The sequence below is a fragment of the Paenibacillus sp. P5_B5 genome, assembly GCF_056400365.1.
The window spans coordinates 179,416-195,872 of record NZ_JBFULK010000005.1; the positions used below are offsets into that span (position 1 = coordinate 179,416).

The window sequence follows — 16,457 nt, forward strand, 5'->3', positions numbered from 1 at the left end:
CTCACCTGAATCATTATACTAGAAAGTCCTGTAAAACCCAATCCCTTTGGGACCTTAAATCTGGCATTATTGCAACTTTCAGAGTACAATTGTGAATAATGATTCGGATATAAAGGAGTATAAGCTAAATGTTAAAAATAGGATCACATGTTTCATTTTCGGACAAGGGGTTATTAAACGCAGCAGAAGAGGCGATTACTTATGGCTCTTCAACGTTTATGATCTATACGGGAGCTCCGCAGAATACAAGACGCAAGCCAATTGAAGAGCAGTACGTCGAAGAAGGCTTGAAAGTGATGAAGGACAACCAAATCAATGAGATTGTGGTACATGCTCCTTATATCATCAACCTTGGCTCATATAAGGAATCTACTTTTGAATTAGCTGTATCTTTCTTGCAACAAGAAATTCGTCGCACAGATTATTTGGGTGTACGTAATATTGTTCTGCATCCTGGAGCTTACACAGATAAAGATGCAGAGTATGGCATTAATCGAATTGCCGAAGGCCTGAATCAGGTGCTTGAAGCATGCAAGGATACGAATGTGAATATTGCCCTCGAAACAATGGCAGGCAAAGGGACTGAAATCGGTCGGAGCTTTGAAGAGCTTGCCGAAATTATGGACAAGGTACAATATAATGATAGATTGACCGTGTGCTTCGATACATGTCACGTTCATGATGCAGGATACGATATTGTGAATAATCTTGAAGGCGTAATGGACCATTTTGATCGAGTCGTCGGTTTGGACAAAATAGCCTTACTACACTTGAATGATTCCAAGAATCCACGAGGAGCAGGGAAAGATCGTCATACACCCGTTGGATCAGGCTATATAGGTTATGATGCGATGCAAGCCATCGTTAATAACGAGAGACTTCGTCATTTACCTATGATTCTAGAAACACCTTGGATCGGCAAAAATGATAAAACTCAGCGTCCTATGTATGAAGTTGAGATTGCACTGCTAAGCGATCGTTTACAGGAGAGATTCGGCGGTTCTTTCTTAGAGGATGTTGAGAAGCTTGCCTTCTTTGCTGATAAAGAAGGATTTCATCACAGAGATTATGTATTGAATACATGGGAATTGCTCAAAACAGATGCCAAAGCTAAGAAAGCAGATGGTCGTGAGCCACTCGAACGTCTGTACGATTGGATCGTAGAACATAGAATATTTTCAGAGCTTACAGAAGAACAAATTAATCAACGATTAACGGTGTGGTTAGCAGGTCAGACAGCCCTTAAGGAAGCTTAATAGTAATTGAACCTTTAGATGAGGCCTAATTTTTAATGGGAGAGAGAGAAATGGAAAATAAATTAAGCAACAGACCGCAGATTCAGTGCGAGACTTCAAATCGGGCGCGGATGTTAATCTCGTGCCCTGATGGCCCGGGAATTGTAGCGGCTGTATCACATTTTTTGTATGAGCATGAAGCAAATATCGTCCAATCTGATCAATATACGATGGATCCTGAAGGCGGCATGTTCTTTATGCGCATCGAATTTGATTTACCTAATCTTAGTGATCATCTAGCAGCTCTCAAAAGTGATTTTATACAAGTCGCGGAGAAGTTCACAATGGAGTGGATGCTACTACCGGTTAGTTATAAGAAACGATTAGCTATTTTTGTTTCGAAGGAAGATCACTGCTTACTTGAGTTATTGTGGCACTGGCGTGCAGGTGATTTAGATGCAGAAATTACGATGGTCATCTCCAATCATGATGATATGAGGGGCCTTGTTGAACCATTCGGAATTCCCTATCATCATGTACCGGTGACCGCCGCAACGAAACAAGAAGCTGAGAGTAGACATTTGGAGCTATTAGAGGGTCAAGTTGATCTGATCATTCTCGCAAGGTATATGCAGATTATTTCGCCTCGGTTTATTGCACACTATAACCATCAAATCATTAACATTCACCATTCCTTCCTGCCGGCATTTGTCGGTGGTAAGCCTTATACACAAGCCTATAATCGTGGAGTCAAAATTATTGGCGCAACGGCTCACTTTGTAACCGAGGAGCTAGATGGTGGACCGATTATTGAGCAGGATGTACAGCGTGTAAATCATGGGAATTCAGTGGATGATCTGAAACGGATCGGAAGAACGATTGAGCGTACCGTTTTGGCTCGTGCAGTCTCCTGGCATGTGGAGGATCGCGTTCTTGTGCATGATAATAAAACGGTAGTATTTAATTAGTTTATCGAATTTAGGAATGTCTGAATTTGGGTGAACTATACTTCTGGATTCAGGGGGAAAATGGTAATCGTTAAAGTTAGTAAATGCTTTATGGTAGCAAAGTCCAAAAGTAAATGATAAAATGGCGAATAAGTCATAATTAAAAGTATAATTTATTCTTAGTAGGAGGTAGTTTATTTACTATGACAACTACGATAAAAACAATTCAAGAAAAAGCGGTAAATTCCATCCGAACACTTGGAATTGATGCGATTGAGAAATCAAATTCCGGACATCCTGGTATCGTGATGGGTGCAGCTCCAATGTCTTATGTACTTTGGACACAGCACATGAAGCATAACCCAGTAAATCCGAACTGGATTAATCGAGACCGATTCGTTTTATCTGCAGGACATGGCTCCATGTTGTTGTACGGCCTACTACACTTGTGTGGTTATGATGTAACAATGGATGATATTAAGAATTTCCGTCAGTGGGGTTCCCGTACACCTGGGCATCCTGAGTTTGGTCATACTGCAGGGGTAGATGCTACAACTGGACCACTTGGTCAAGGTGTCGGTATGGCAGTTGGTATGGCAATGGCAGAAGCTCATTTAAGTGCGACATATAACCGTGAAGGCTATCCGGTGGTTGACCATAATACTTACGTAATTTGCGGCGATGGTGACATGATGGAAGGCGTGGCTTCAGAAGCAGCTTCCATGGCGGGACATCTTAAGCTGGGCAAGCTAATCATGCTTTATGATTCAAATGATATCTCATTAGATGGCGAACTTAGCATGGCATTCTCTGAGAATGTAGCGAAGCGCTTTGATGCATACGGATGGCAAGTTCTTCGTGTTGAAGGGGAAAATGATCTTGAAGCGATCTCCAAAGCGCTTGATGAAGCGAAAGCGGATCAAACTCGTCCAACCCTGATCGAAGTTAAGACAACCATTGGTTTTGGTTCACCGAATAAAGGCGGTAAAGGTGGTCATGTTGGACCACACGGTTCTCCACTAGGTAAAGAAGAAACTAAGCTTACCAAAGAATTCTATGGTTGGCCGCTTGAGCCAGATTTCTATGTACCAGAAGATGTGCGTGAGCATTATGCACAAGTGAAGGTTAATGGAGCTAAGGCAGAAGATGCTTGGAAAGCGATGCTAGCTGAATATACGAATGCACATCCAGAACTTGCAAAGCAGTTTAACACAGCTGTAAGTAACGAGCTGCCAGAAGGCTGGGATGCTGATTTACCAACTTATTCACCGAGCGATAAAGGTATAGCAACTCGCGCAGCATCAGGTAACGCAATCAATGCGATTGCTGGGAAATTGCCGATGTTAGTTGGTGGCTCTGCTGACCTTGCTTCTTCTAATAATACTGAGATTAAAGGTGAGTCCCCATTCCATGCAACGAATTATGCGGGTCGTAATCTCTGGTTTGGTGTGCGTGAATTCGCAATGGGTACCGCTCTAAACGGAATGAGCTTGCATGGTGGTCTGCGTGTATATGGAGCGACTTTCTTCGTATTCTCCGATTACTTACGCGCGTCAGTTCGTTTAGCTGCGCTTATGAAGCAACCTGTCATTTATGTATTGACGCATGATTCAATCGGTGTTGGTGAAGATGGTCCAACTCATGAACCAATTGAACAGCTACCAGCATTGCGTATTATTCCAGGCATGACAGTATTGCGTCCTGCTGATGCGAATGAAACAAGTGAAGCATGGCGTTATGCTTTGAAGAATACAGATGGACCAATGGCACTAGTACTTACTCGCCAAGCATTACCTAACCTTGAGGGCTCTGCGAAGTACGCTCGTACGCACTTTGAGAAGGGTGCTTACGTAGTTGCTGACGCACCAGAAGGTACAACCCCTGATGCGATGATTCTTGCGACTGGTTCCGAAGTACAACACGGTGTTGCTGCTCAGAAGCTGCTTGCTGAAGAAGGCATCCATGTTCGCGTTGTATCCATGCCAAGCTGGGAGTTATTCGAGAAGCAATCACAGTCATACAAGGACTCCGTCCTATTGCCTGACGTGAAGAAACGCCTCGCAGTAGAAATGGCTTATCCGCTCGGTTGGGAACGTTACACGGGCGATCAAGGCGATATCCTTGGAATTAGCACCTTCGGTGCATCTGCTCCTGGTGATATCTTGATTCGTGAATTCGGCTTTACCGCTGAGAATGTAGCCGCTAAAGTAAAAGCTTTACTTAAATAAGTTGAATATAAAATGCGGTTTAGCCTATGAATAGGGCTAAACCGTATTTTTTGTGCCCAAGGCTAGTTAGCCTGAAATGATGATTCCTTGAGCACCCACGCATTTACCCCTGAATTTGTGGTATTCTAGAAGGAGTTTCATTTGATAAAGGAAGGTGAAACCGCTTGATTCACGGGAGTGTGTGTGAAGCGGATGTGAGCATATGAATATTTTGACAGCAGAAGGATTAAGTAAAAGCTATGGAGTGAAAATGTTGTTCGACGGAGTCGCATTCAGTATGGATGAGACCGATCGGGTCGGATTAATTGGTATAAATGGATCAGGTAAATCTACGTTATTGAAAGTTATTGCAGGGATCGAGCCGCCTGATGCGGGGAATATTGCAGTGGGGAATCGGATTTCAATTGAATATTTACCACAGAATCCTGCATTTGATGGAGAGGCTACGGTACTTGAACAGATTTTCAGTGGTGACTCACCTATTATGGAAGTACTTCGAGAGTATGAATCTGCCCTTCAATTGATTAATTTGGGACTAGTGGATAAAGCGCTAGAGCAGCGTTTCATGGAATTGACTACGAAGATGGATACCTTAGATGCTTGGCAAGTGGAAAGCGACGCGAAGAAGATTTTGTCGATGCTTGGAATTGATGATACTGAAGCGAAGATGGAGACATTATCTGGTGGACAGCGTAAGCGTGTTGCCCTTGCAGGTGCACTGATTCGCCCAGCGGACCTACTTATTCTGGATGAACCGACCAACCATATTGATACAGATACAGTTGATTGGCTGGAATCGTTCCTTGCGAAGCGTAGAAGTGCGTTATTAATGATTACCCATGATCGTTATTTCTTGGATCGTGTTGCTAACCGTATTGTTGAGCTTGATAATGCCAAGCTGTATAACTATAGCGGTAATTACAGCACATTCTTAGAGCAGAAGGCAGAGCGCCTTAAGCTAGAGGCTGCTACGGAAGATAAGCGTCAGAATCTATATCGCAGGGAATTAGCATGGATTCGCCGCGGTGCCAAAGCACGTACAACGAAGCAGAAGGCACGGATTGATCGTTTCGAAGATCTACAAGCGGCAAAGCCAGAGAGCCGTGGTGGCGACGTCGATATTGCGCTATCAGCGAGTAGGCTTGGTAAGAAAGTAATTGAACTTGATCATGTGAACAAAACATTCGGCAATCGTACCGTGATTCGTGACTTCAGTTATATTGTCCAGCGGGATGATCGGATTGGTATCGTTGGTGAGAATGGACAAGGTAAATCGACACTTCTCAAAATGATCGCGAACTGGATCACACCAGATTCAGGCACAATTGATATTGGGCCTACAGTAAGGATTGGTTTTTTCTCACAGGAAAATGAGCAAATGAACGATAGTTTACGCGTAATTGAATATATTAAAGAAGCCGCGGAGAATGTTCGTACATCGGATGGTTCAGTAATAAGCGCTTCACAGATGCTCGAACGGTTCTTATTCCCTTCTGGTATGCAAGGGACTCGCATCTCGAGCCTGTCGGGCGGTGAGAAGCGCAGGTTATATTTATTACGTATTTTAGTAGAGGCTCCGAATGTACTACTGCTTGATGAGCCGACGAATGATCTTGATATCCAGACACTGACTGTTCTAGAGGATTATTTAGAAGACTATCCTGGTGCAGTTATTACGGTATCACATGATCGCTTCTTCCTCGACCGGACAGCAGAAACTATTTTCGCTTTTGAAGGTGATGGACAGATTGTCTATCATGTAGGTAATTATGCTGAATATAGTGATGTCCGCAAAAAACGATTAGCTGAATCGCAGGCGTTGGGTAAATCGGAGAAACGAGAACATCATAATAACGCTGGTACAGCTGCAACTCAGTCAACTAGTCAGTCTGTTACTCATAGTGTGAATAACACTGCCTCTGCTGGAGATCGTAGTCCAGGTAGACCACTGAAGCTGACCTTCAAGGAACAGAAGGAATTTGACGAAATCGATGATCATATTTCAGCTACTGAGCAGCAACTTGCGGAGGCTAATGAGGGAATAGGGAATGCAGGAAGTGATTATGGACTGCTGCAAGAGTTAACCGCAAAGCAACAAGAGCTTGAAGCCAAGCTAAGTGAGTTAATGGAACGTTGGACCTATTTGAATGAGCTGGTTGAAGCAATTGAGCAAAGTAAGGGCAGAATCTAATAAGAATCTAATGATTTCGGGAGAAAATCGATGATGAAGTTTGTCTGAATATAGAATGAAATTAGATTCATGTGAAATGCTGCACTTGCAAACCTCATACAGACCAAGTATGCTATAGAAAAATCACAAATAGAGACTAAAAGGAGAGAAACGATAACATGAAACTTAAATTTGATTACACTCCAGCGCTTGCATTTCTTTCTCAACATGAAGTGGACTATCTAACAGATCAGGTGCGAACAGCACACGACCAATTACATAATAAGACAGGTGCAGGCTCCGATTATCTAGGGTGGATCGATCTTCCTGTTGATTATAACAAAGAGGAGTTTGTACGGATTCAGCAGGCAGCTAAGCAGATTCAATCTGACTCTGATGCACTTGTTGTCATTGGTATTGGTGGATCCTATCTTGGTGCTAGAGCAGCAATCGATAGCTTATCACATTCATTCTATAATTTGATGCCTAAGGATAAGCGTAAGACACCAGAAATTTATTTTGTAGGACAAAATATTTCTTCCACATATGTAACTCATTTGCTTCAATTATTGGAAGGTAAGAATTTCTCGGTTAATGTAATTTCTAAATCAGGAACTACAACTGAGCCTGCGATTGCTTTCCGTATTTTCCGTGAAGTTCTAGAGAAGAAATATGGTAAAGAAGAAGCACGCAAACGGATTTACGCGACAACAGACGCTTCCCAAGGTGCACTTAAGAAGCTTGCCGATGCGGAAGGCTATGAGTCTTTCATCATTCCTGATGATGTAGGCGGAAGATACTCTGTTCTTACACCTGTAGGCTTGTTACCAATCGCGGTAGCAGGTATTGACATTGAAGCTATGATGCAAGGTGCTGCAGATGCACGTGAGAAATATTCCAATCCTAATCTAAGCGAAAATGAGAGCTATCAATACGCAGCAGTGCGTAATGTACTTTATCGCAAAGGTAAAGCGATTGAAATTCTCGTAAACTACGAGCCATCCCTACACTATGTATCCGAATGGTGGAAGCAGTTGTTCGGTGAAAGTGAAGGTAAAGATAGCAAGGGGATCTATCCTGCATCGGTTGATTTCACAACTGATTTGCATTCCATGGGTCAATTTATTCAAGAAGGCTCTCGCAACCTATTCGAGACTGTCATTTCTGTAGATAAAGTAGCAGAAGAAATTGTAATCGGTAAAGATGCGGATAATCTGGATGGCCTTAATTTCCTAAGTGGTAAAACAATGGACTTTGTTAACAAGAAAGCTGCTCAGGGAACAATGCTAGCTCATACAGATGGCAACGTGCCTAATCTGAATGTGACATTGCCAGAACTAACTCCGTATACATTTGGTTATATGGTCTATTTCTTCGAGAAGGCTTGCGGGATTTCCGGTTATTTGATGGGTGTTAATCCATTTGACCAACCTGGGGTTGAAGCATATAAGAAGAATATGTTCGCGCTACTAGGTAAACCAGGATTTGAGAAGGAAAAAGCAGAACTTGAAGCACGTTTACAAAAGTAAGTTATTAATTAAATTCCAAGCGGCTCATTCCATGAGGATGAGCTGCTTTATTTGTGATATAGAATTTATAACTTTAAGATCATAAATTCTAACTATTTAATTTCATTGCAATAATATTCTGATTTATGTAAAATATATTAAATGGATCGTAGGGAAAGGTCGATTATGATTTCACAATATAGAACACTTAAACAGCAAAATTCAGCAGAGATTGTGATTAAGAAATCGCGTTTCATTGGTCATGCAAGACCAGTTGATTCGGAGGAAGAAGCAATTCGATTCATCGAAAGTATTCGGAAAGAACACTGGTCAGCTACACATAATTGCTTTGCGTACATGATTGGGGAGCAGGATCAAATCCAGAAGCAATCCGATGATGGAGAACCAAGTGGAACAGCAGGTAAGCCAATACTTGAAGTTATTAAGCATAAAGGCTTAAAGAACGTAGTGGTCGTTGTGACTCGCTATTTTGGCGGGATTATGTTAGGTGCTGGTGGGCTAATTAGAGCTTATACAGACGGAGCAGTTGTTGGTATAGAAGCTGCAGAGCCGATCTTACAAGTACTTCATCAAGAGATACTAATAGAAGTTGATTATACATGGCTAGGTAAATTAGAGAATGAGCTGCGCAATCGGCATACGAGGATGGGCGAGACGCGATTCGCTGATAAAGTAACATTAGTGTGTTATCCAACAGCAGAAGAGGCTGAACAATTCATTCTTTGGTTAACTGATTTAACGCAGGGACAGGGTCTGATTGTTCAGGGACCACAGCATTATTTAACGCATCAAGAAAATTTAGCATAACTAAATTTGGCTCTGAATCATAATCAGTGCTTGCTAAAGACAGAGCCATATGTAGATGTAGCGGAGGGGACGGAATTGTCCTGGAGAAGCGAAGCGTTCGCCTACAAGTTTTCCGAAGGAAAACTACTTCGTAAGCGTATGCTTTGCCACCGGATTTTTACCGCTATAGGCGGTATACGATCAAGAAATCTGGGGGCAACAGCGATCGTAAGGACAATCCGTCCACGCAGCGGTCATCTATCGGCACTATTACAATTTTTCAAGCACTAATTTTGGTGTTGAGCCCTAAATTTATGAGAATAGTTGAGCGGAGGTAATTCTATGGCAAGGAAAGTTGTTGCTGAAGAGCTTAACCGCGATCGCATATTGTCAAGTGCCCGGGAATTATTCGGCACTTGCGGCTATCGCGCTTTAACGATGAGAAGCATTGCCAAGTCACTAGGTTACAGTCATGGAGCGTTATACTATCATTTTAAAGAGAAGTCAGAGTTGTTATATGAACTTATAGTCGGTGATTTTAATGAGCTCCAATACAGGCTTCGTCGACTTATTTCTGAAGCGGCTTATACCAATCATGTGTTGCTTAAGAAAATGATGATTGAGTTTATTAGATTTGGTCTTGAGCATCCTCGTCATTATGAGATGATCTATATGATGGGTGATGAAGAGCTGCAGATTTATGCGAATCGGGAGCAAACGAGATGCTTTGAATTGTTCTCACTGGTTTTAAAACAACTTGCTGGGGGTAAATTAAATACAGAGCTAACAGAGCAGAAAAACTTATCGTGGAATCTATTTATGAGCTTGCATGGTTTTATTTCCTATAATATTTATTATGGGTACAAATTTGTGGATATTGAGAATATTGTAGAGGATCATATTCAATTCTTGTGCGGAATGATTGAAGTGAACCGTATCGAGAAAAGCCCCAGCATTCCACTACGCAATCATGTAATTGCTTAATAAATTTCCTATATCCTACTGTAGCATGATACAATAAACGCATAATAACGGTAAGAGGGTGGAAATAAAGTGGATTTATCTAAATGGTCCGAAGAAAATGTTACATTCATGTTCGATGAAATCAAAAAAAAACTACGAATGGCTACAGGCGGTTCGATATCAGGTGCTCACTTTGATGCAGCGATGTACGAGGACTTTAAAGATTTATATGAAATGGTGAACAGTAAAAATTCATTTTCGATTTCAGAAATTGATGCGATAACCTCGGAACTCGGTAAATTACGTAAGGTGTAACTTCATTTGAAATCATACAAGGCGATCTTATGATCGCCTTATTTTTATGCTTGATTTGATGGTCTTGTTCTGAATGTAATCGTTCTATGCCCTAGATAGTTCAATATGGTATACATACCGTTTCCAAACAGTATAGCGAAGTTATGAGTGAGCTGAGTGGAAGCCTTAGGCCATATAACATAAAGTATTTGTGATAACCATAAGGAAACACCATAAGAGATGAAATAACAGATCACGATAATAATCGCGAACTTCCACCAAGAGGAAGCTATGGACACACTAGACCTAAAAGTAAATTTACGATTGAGAAAATAGCTTGCAATGGCTCCAACTGTATTCCCACCGAAGGTCGACACCCAGTAGTCGAGTTCAAATACATTAAAAAGTATAAAACTCATCGATAACCCAATGATTGTATTTAGTAAGCCAACAAGCAAGAAACGTACGAACGATCCATTTAACATGGATAGTAGTTTACTCATGGCTATACCTTGGAATGTTCATATTCAGATTCTAGTGAAGCTGGTGTATACTTGGCTTGTTTATTGTCTGCTGATAGAAATTGTTCGATAATATAGAGTGGGCGGTGTTTAACTTCCCTATAAATTTTACCGATATATTCACCTATTAAGCCGATACCAAGGAGTTGTATACCGCCAATGAACCAGACCGAGATCATAATTGAGGTCCACCCAGACACGGTACTTCCCATGAATTTGCTGATAAGTGCATATATAGTTGCTATAACACTCATGACAAATAACAGGATTCCAATTAATGATACAAGTCGTATAGGTTTAATACTAAATGAGGTGATCCCATCTAGAGCAAAGGATATCATTTTCTTAAGCGGATACTTAGATTCACCTGCGAACCGTTCACTCCGATCATAGTATACCTCTGTTGAACGAAAACCGATAAGTGGTACGATTCCCCTAAGGAACAAGTTAACCTCACGGAACTCTTCAAGATGTTCAAGTGTACGTTTACTCATTAGACGATAATCTGCATGGTTATAATGTATTTGTACACCAAGCCCTGTCATGAGCTTGTAGAAAGATTGTGCAGTTGCACGCTTGAATTTGGTATCAGTTGTGCGGTTGCGTCTTATTCCATAGACGATTTCATATCCTTGATGATATTTCATGATAAATTTACGAATAGCTTCTACATCATCCTGTAGATCAGCATCAATCGAAATCACACAATCAGAATATTCTTTCGCTTGCATTAATCCAGAGAGTAGTGCACTCTGATGACCACTGTTACGTGCAAGCTTTAAACCTGTCACGAATGGATGTGTACGATGTAAAGCTTCGATTAGTTCCCAGGTTCGATCCCTACTGCCATCATCGACGAATAACACCGTACTGGTGTCAGCAATAAGCTTGTCTTGAATTAATCCGTGAAGCATGGATTCTAGTCGTTTGACAGTCTCAGGCAATACTTCTTCCTCATTATAGCAAGGTACAACAATGGTAATAATAGGTATAGATATATCGCTCATCATCAATACTTAACTCCATCCTTTGTTGAAAATCATAAATAATGCTACGAATTGGTCTTTATCTACCTCAATATTATAACTCAAATAATGACAAGATGGCAGTTGCCTATAACAAGCAATCCTATATTAATTTCTTTAATTGCATTATACTTGAGATATTTCATCATGAAATCATAGGAGTGTGTAAATACAATGAGTCAAGTTGTGATTGAAACCGTACAAACTGAGTTATGGGGAAATTGTGTTCAAATTCGTAATGACCATTATACGATAATTGCTTCGCTAGAATTTGGTCCTCGAATTCTACATTTTAGTCTTAAAGATGGAATAAATGTACTCAAAGTAGATGAAGAGAGACAACTAGGCAATGATGCGAAGGAATTAGAAGTATTCGGCTTAGGACCATTCAAATTGTATGGTGGTCATCGATTATGGACAAGTCCAGAAGAAATGCCAAGAACTTACTATCCAGATCATCAAGATGTAGCTTGTGAAATCATTCCTGATGGTGTTATTCTACGCGCTCCAATTGAATGTTGGACGAATGTACAAAAAGAAATCAAAATTGTTTTTGATCAAGACAAAGTCCATGTGAATCATGGTGTTCGTAATATGGGACCATGGCCAATTGAGCTAGCACCTTGGGCTTTATCGGTTGTCAAAACAGGTGGTGTAGCAGTTGTACCCCATGCACGCCGCGAAACGGGCTTACTCCCTAATCGTACAATCTCACTCTGGCCTTATTGCAATATGGCAGATACAAGATTACAATGKGGTGAAAAATACATAAAAGTAAAACAATGTATAGATGCAGAAGGACCTTTTAAACTAGGAACCAATAATGAAGAGGGTTGGGTAGGCTATCATGTTGACGAAGTGCTATTCCGTAAGCAGCATCATCATGATGTTCAGAGTGTATATCCTGACAATGGTTCATCGCTTGAAATTTATTCATGTGCTGAATTCCTTGAGGTAGAAACACTTGGCCCGCTAGTTACCCTTAAACGTGGTGAAGAAACTCGTCATCATGAGGTGTGGGAGCTTATTCCTGTTACTGATTTGGATGCGTACCTAGCTGCATTGTAATACAGAAAGGAAATTATGAAATCGTTATTTCGTTCCAATCGCGGTATACTATGGAGCATTCTGATTGTATCATTTGTGCTTAAAGTACTTGTAATTATTTTGAATGGACATCAATATATGTTAGATTCCGATGATGTTTCGTATTTGAATACAGCAAGAATTTGGTTGGACACAGGTGAATTTACTTATAATGATCCTGATCGACCTACGGTATTCATTACGCCTGCTTTTCCAGCATTTATTGCTGTGTTAATGAAGTTAGTCGGAGAGGGTTATGTACTCGAGCAAACCATTCGGATCATTCAAACGCTTATCATGACCTTCTCGCTGTATTTACTCTACGTCATTGGCAAACGTATATGGAATGAACGTGTCGCATTATGGGCTGTTGGGATCAGCGCATTTTACTTACCACTGTGGTTAGTATCTAATTTTATTCTGACTGAGGCTTTGTTCGTATTAGCACTTATGATTCTTGTTTATTGTGCACTGCGGGCGAAGGAGCAGCCAACTGTACTTTGGGCAGTCGCATTTGGGCTCGCATGGGTATTTGCTACCTATATAAGACCGACGATCGCTCTTTGGCCCGGTATATTCTTACTTCTATTACTTATATGGAAGCAAATTCCGTGGCGAAAGGTTGTTATGTGTGGTACTGTTGCTGCAGTGATTTTTGTGGCACTCCTTGCTCCGTGGTGGATACGGAACTATGAAGTATCAGATGGGCAGTTTATTCCACTAACGAAATCGGGTGGAAATCCACTTCTTCTGGGAACCTTCCCTTATGGAACTCCTCCTATTGAGGAGCAGCGCACTTGGCATAAAACGAACAATCTTTGGGAGAATGATGAGTTTGATAAGAAATGGGCCATTGAACGGATAAAGACAGGCTTTACTGAAGCTCCTCTACTTTATTTATCTTGGTATACTGTAGGTAAGTTCAGTTTCTTCTGGGGCGATGTTTATTACTGGAAACCAATAGCAAACATTCCACTGTTAGTTCCAATTGTCATGCACTATATTCTACTTGTGTTTGGAGCTATAGGGATATGGTTGTCCCGCACAAACCGTGGGGCGATTCTACTTATGACGATCTTCGCTTATTTCTCCTTGTTATATATGATTTATCTGGCTCACTCACGGTATTCAGTCGTGTTAATGCCACTATTAGCGTTATTTGCAGCGGTGGGGATAACTCATTTATTGAACAAGAGACAAAGTCACAAAACCAGGTAATCTCTAAGGTGAGAGCCTGGTTTTTTTATTGTAATCATTTAGCGACTTTGTTCAGTTTTCTTACGTTCATTATTTATGATATTATTGTAAATATTACCATTATTTATCAGAGTATCGAACATGATAAAGACCGGAATTTATTAATTTATAAAAAATGAGAAATGATGGTATGATGGTATGATGGTATGATATTTAAAAATCGAGATAAAATTTATTATGCTAAACTATTTTGCCTCCAAAAGGGCTTGAACTATAAAAACTAGACTTAAGTAGGGGAAATTGTCCGGCCAAGAGTCTGTTATGCTTTATCTTGAATAGGAATACAATAGAGACAAGAGTAAGACAAAGAAGGGGATGCAGGATAATGGAAATGAATGAGAAAATAATAATCCTGACAGGTAACTTTGGAGATGGACATTTGCAAGCAGCTAATGCTGTTCGTAAATTTTTAAATAATCGTAATCCTAATGCAGAGGTAATCGTCATCGACTTTATGGAGCTTGCTCATCCATTAATGCATTCTATATCACGGTATTTCTTCATACAGAGTCTTAAGAGGTTTCCTTCAATCTATGGATACATTTATAACAAGACAAGGGAAGTGAATCATTTATCCCTATTACTTAAGAAGACCAACAAGTTAGGAATGAGCCGATTATTTAAAATGCTTCAAGATGAGCGTCCGACAGTTGTCGTATCGACGTTCCCACTTGCATCAGGCACCATGTCTGCGATTAAAGCTGTTGGTGGTTTATCCAAAGTTCCAACGATGACAGTTATAACCGATCATACGGATCATAGCTATTGGCTATATCCATATACGGATAAATATTTTGTAGGCTCTGAGGTTGTTCGGGATGGACTAATTCGATCGGGCATATCACCTGATAAAATTGAAGTAACGGGTATTCCAGTACGACAAGAATTTAACCAATCGTATGATCGCTGTTCACTTATTCATAAGCATGGACTTGATCCCAATAAGCCAATTGTTTTTATTATGGGCGGCGGTTGTGGGATGTTCGGTGGCGAATTACTGAAGAAAATTAATGAGTTTGAGCAAATAGCACAGACCGTTCAATTTCTAATTGTTTGTGGTAGTAATGAAAAAATGAGACAGCAGCTATTAGAGGATACGAAGCATTCAAAGCACGACTATGTGATCATGGGGTATATTGATTTCGTACATGAATTAATGGCGATAGCTGATTTAATGATTACGAAGCCAGGTGGGCTGACCATATCAGAAGCGATGGCAATGCAGCTTCCAATGCTGCTTTATAAACCACTTCCTGGGCAAGAGGAAGACAATGCGCGGTTTCTTCTCGATTCAGGTGTTGCATTTAAGGCGGATTCAGTTGAGGAATTAGTCTTCACTTTAAATTACAGCTTAAGTAATAAAGCTTTACTTAGTGGAATGAAGATTAAATTAGCAGCACTGCATGACCTAACAATTGATACTGATTTTGCTGAATTAGTTCTTAATACTACAGTAGCACGGCAATTTGAAGAACGTTATGTCATGTGATTGGATATAATATCATTAATTAAATGATCATTAATGGGGATGTTCGTACAAGCGGATATCCTTTTATTTTGTTACACAGTCTTGAGTCATATTTACTCCATTTTAATTGGATGTTTGATCCGATCTTCATATAAATCAAAGTGCAAATTTCCATTCGTCCCTTTCACCGCATAGAAAACCTGGCTTAAGCTTAATCCCCTCTTACTTAGCTGCTCATCAAGCCACTTGGGACTTAGTCCATCTTGATGAATGTTATTGGTAATGATTTGCCCATCCATGATGAGTTCGATAGGGAAGCTGTTTTTGTCTACACTTAAGATTGCGAGGTCTTTGCGTGTAATATGTCGGTAATCTGGTTTTTTAAGAACAGATAGCTTACCATTCAACTCAAGTACAGCAAATTCTACTTCTTCAATGTCAAAAATGTTTTTTTCTCGTAGCTCTTGATTCAATGTATCCATCGATAGTGTTAGTTTTCGTAAGTTTTCTTCTAGAACCTTGCCGTTTTCTATTAAGATTGTAGGTCTACCTGATAACAATTTGCGCATGGTTCGACTTTTCAATGAAATTTTTGCGACAGTGTATGCGGCAAGACTGAATGCCACAAGAGCAACAATTAAATACTGTGATTTGATAGCTGTATTAAAGGCGATGTTCCCTGTTATTGCACCGAGCGTGATGGATAAAACAAAGTCATTGTAAGTTAATTGTGTAATCGTGTGCTTGCCGAGAATACGTGCAATGATCATAATCAGTGTAAAAGCAATCAAACTTCGAATAATAATTTCAAAGAATATACTCATTGCTGCACCTCTTGGATGAGTTTGGTAAAGCCCTTTATTAGAATTACCAAGCTGTGTTACTGTTATTCTTTCCTTAGCACCAGAGAGCGTGAATATAATCTCTGCGTTAAATCAAAAAGTGGAT

Annotated in this window: 15 protein-coding genes; 12 read left to right on the forward strand and 3 right to left on the reverse strand. The window is 40.5% G+C overall.

Annotated features, from left to right (window positions below; genetic code table 11):
* The first annotated feature begins 128 nt into the window (after positions 1–128).
* The 9 genes from AC1DOK_RS08625 to AC1DOK_RS08665 all read left to right on the forward strand — a co-directional run bounded on the left by AC1DOK_RS08625 (position 129) and on the right by AC1DOK_RS08665 (position 10,173).
* Positions 129–1,256: a deoxyribonuclease IV gene (locus tag AC1DOK_RS08625; protein WP_477553849.1), complete on the forward strand. Its 1,128-nt coding sequence runs from the start codon at positions 129–131 to the stop codon at positions 1,254–1,256.
* Positions 1,257–1,306: 50 nt separating this feature from the next.
* Positions 1,307–2,203, forward strand: a complete 897-nt coding sequence (gene purU / locus AC1DOK_RS08630; protein WP_477553850.1) for a formyltetrahydrofolate deformylase — start codon at positions 1,307–1,309, stop codon at positions 2,201–2,203.
* Between the two features lie 182 nt (positions 2,204–2,385).
* Positions 2,386–4,410 (forward strand): transketolase, encoded by a 2,025-nt coding sequence (gene tkt / locus AC1DOK_RS08635; RefSeq protein ID WP_477553851.1) that lies wholly within the window; start codon positions 2,386–2,388, stop codon positions 4,408–4,410.
* A 202-nt stretch (positions 4,411–4,612) separates the two neighbouring features.
* Positions 4,613–6,601: an ABC-F family ATP-binding cassette domain-containing protein gene (locus AC1DOK_RS08640; RefSeq protein ID WP_477553852.1), complete on the forward strand. Its 1,989-nt coding sequence runs from the start codon at positions 4,613–4,615 to the stop codon at positions 6,599–6,601.
* Between the two features lie 158 nt (positions 6,602–6,759).
* The gene (locus AC1DOK_RS08645) at positions 6,760–8,109 is read left to right on the forward strand and encodes a glucose-6-phosphate isomerase (RefSeq protein WP_477553853.1); all 1,350 of its coding nucleotides are present in this window, start codon (positions 6,760–6,762) and stop codon (positions 8,107–8,109) included.
* Positions 8,110–8,274: 165 nt separating this feature from the next.
* Positions 8,275–8,916 carry a YigZ family protein gene (locus tag AC1DOK_RS08650; RefSeq protein WP_477553854.1) on the forward strand — a complete coding sequence of 214 codons (642 nt, stop codon included), beginning with the start codon at positions 8,275–8,277 and terminating at the stop codon, positions 8,914–8,916.
* Positions 8,917–8,946: 30 nt separating this feature from the next.
* Positions 8,947–9,186, forward strand: coding sequence for a hypothetical protein (locus tag AC1DOK_RS08655; protein WP_477553855.1), 240 nt, complete (start codon positions 8,947–8,949; stop codon positions 9,184–9,186).
* A gap of 51 nt (positions 9,187–9,237) precedes the next feature.
* On the forward strand, positions 9,238–9,879 hold the full coding sequence (locus AC1DOK_RS08660) for a TetR/AcrR family transcriptional regulator (RefSeq protein WP_477553856.1): 642 nt from the start codon (positions 9,238–9,240) through the stop codon (positions 9,877–9,879).
* 69 nt (positions 9,880–9,948) lie between these two features.
* Positions 9,949–10,173 (forward strand): DUF1128 domain-containing protein, encoded by a 225-nt coding sequence (locus tag AC1DOK_RS08665; protein WP_477553857.1) that lies wholly within the window; start codon positions 9,949–9,951, stop codon positions 10,171–10,173.
* 44 nt (positions 10,174–10,217) lie between these two features.
* Here the strand turns inward: AC1DOK_RS08665 and AC1DOK_RS08670 are convergent, their stop codons facing one another.
* The gene (locus tag AC1DOK_RS08670) at positions 10,218–10,655 is read right to left on the reverse strand and encodes a GtrA family protein (RefSeq protein ID WP_477553858.1); all 438 of its coding nucleotides are present in this window, start codon (positions 10,653–10,655) and stop codon (positions 10,218–10,220) included.
* A gap of 2 nt (positions 10,656–10,657) precedes the next feature.
* Positions 10,658–11,683, reverse strand: coding sequence for a glycosyltransferase family 2 protein (locus tag AC1DOK_RS08675; RefSeq protein ID WP_477553859.1), 1,026 nt, complete (start codon positions 11,681–11,683; stop codon positions 10,658–10,660).
* A 189-nt stretch (positions 11,684–11,872) separates the two neighbouring features.
* Here AC1DOK_RS08675 and AC1DOK_RS08680 point away from each other — a divergent pair, with 189 nt between their 5' ends.
* From AC1DOK_RS08680 to AC1DOK_RS08690, 3 genes are all read left to right on the forward strand, one after another.
* Positions 11,873–12,766: a hypothetical protein gene (locus AC1DOK_RS08680; protein ID WP_477553860.1), complete on the forward strand. Its 894-nt coding sequence runs from the start codon at positions 11,873–11,875 to the stop codon at positions 12,764–12,766.
* A gap of 15 nt (positions 12,767–12,781) precedes the next feature.
* Positions 12,782–14,002 carry an ArnT family glycosyltransferase gene (locus AC1DOK_RS08685; RefSeq protein ID WP_477553861.1) on the forward strand — a complete coding sequence of 407 codons (1,221 nt, stop codon included), beginning with the start codon at positions 12,782–12,784 and terminating at the stop codon, positions 14,000–14,002.
* 370 nt (positions 14,003–14,372) lie between these two features.
* Positions 14,373–15,530 (forward strand): MGDG synthase family glycosyltransferase, encoded by a 1,158-nt coding sequence (locus AC1DOK_RS08690; protein WP_477553862.1) that lies wholly within the window; start codon positions 14,373–14,375, stop codon positions 15,528–15,530.
* 92 nt (positions 15,531–15,622) lie between these two features.
* Here AC1DOK_RS08690 and AC1DOK_RS08695 read toward each other — a convergent pair whose 3' ends face one another.
* On the reverse strand, positions 15,623–16,333 hold the full coding sequence (locus AC1DOK_RS08695) for a DUF421 domain-containing protein (RefSeq protein WP_477553863.1): 711 nt from the start codon (positions 16,331–16,333) through the stop codon (positions 15,623–15,625).
* Positions 16,334–16,457 lie beyond the last annotated feature (124 nt).

Excerpts from the sequence above, each read along its gene's own strand:
- AC1DOK_RS08625 (WP_477553849.1), top strand. The coding sequence starts at position 129 with ATGTTAAAAATAGGATCACATGTTTCATTTTCGGACAAGGGGTTATTA.
- purU (WP_477553850.1), top strand. The coding sequence starts at position 1,307 with ATGGAAAATAAATTAAGCAACAGACCGCAGATTCAGTGCGAGACTTCA.
- tkt (WP_477553851.1), top strand. The coding sequence starts at position 2,386 with ATGACAACTACGATAAAAACAATTCAAGAAAAAGCGGTAAATTCCATC.
- AC1DOK_RS08640 (WP_477553852.1), top strand. The coding sequence starts at position 4,613 with ATGAATATTTTGACAGCAGAAGGATTAAGTAAAAGCTATGGAGTGAAA.
- AC1DOK_RS08645 (WP_477553853.1), top strand. The coding sequence starts at position 6,760 with ATGAAACTTAAATTTGATTACACTCCAGCGCTTGCATTTCTTTCTCAA.
- AC1DOK_RS08650 (WP_477553854.1), top strand. The coding sequence starts at position 8,275 with ATGATTTCACAATATAGAACACTTAAACAGCAAAATTCAGCAGAGATT.
- AC1DOK_RS08660 (WP_477553856.1), top strand. The coding sequence starts at position 9,238 with ATGGCAAGGAAAGTTGTTGCTGAAGAGCTTAACCGCGATCGCATATTG.
- AC1DOK_RS08670 (WP_477553858.1), bottom strand. The coding sequence starts at position 10,655 with ATGAGTAAACTACTATCCATGTTAAATGGATCGTTCGTACGTTTCTTG.
- AC1DOK_RS08675 (WP_477553859.1), bottom strand. The coding sequence starts at position 11,683 with ATGATGAGCGATATATCTATACCTATTATTACCATTGTTGTACCTTGC.
- AC1DOK_RS08685 (WP_477553861.1), top strand. The coding sequence starts at position 12,782 with ATGAAATCGTTATTTCGTTCCAATCGCGGTATACTATGGAGCATTCTG.
- AC1DOK_RS08690 (WP_477553862.1), top strand. The coding sequence starts at position 14,373 with ATGAATGAGAAAATAATAATCCTGACAGGTAACTTTGGAGATGGACAT.
- AC1DOK_RS08695 (WP_477553863.1), bottom strand. The coding sequence starts at position 16,333 with ATGAGTATATTCTTTGAAATTATTATTCGAAGTTTGATTGCTTTTACA.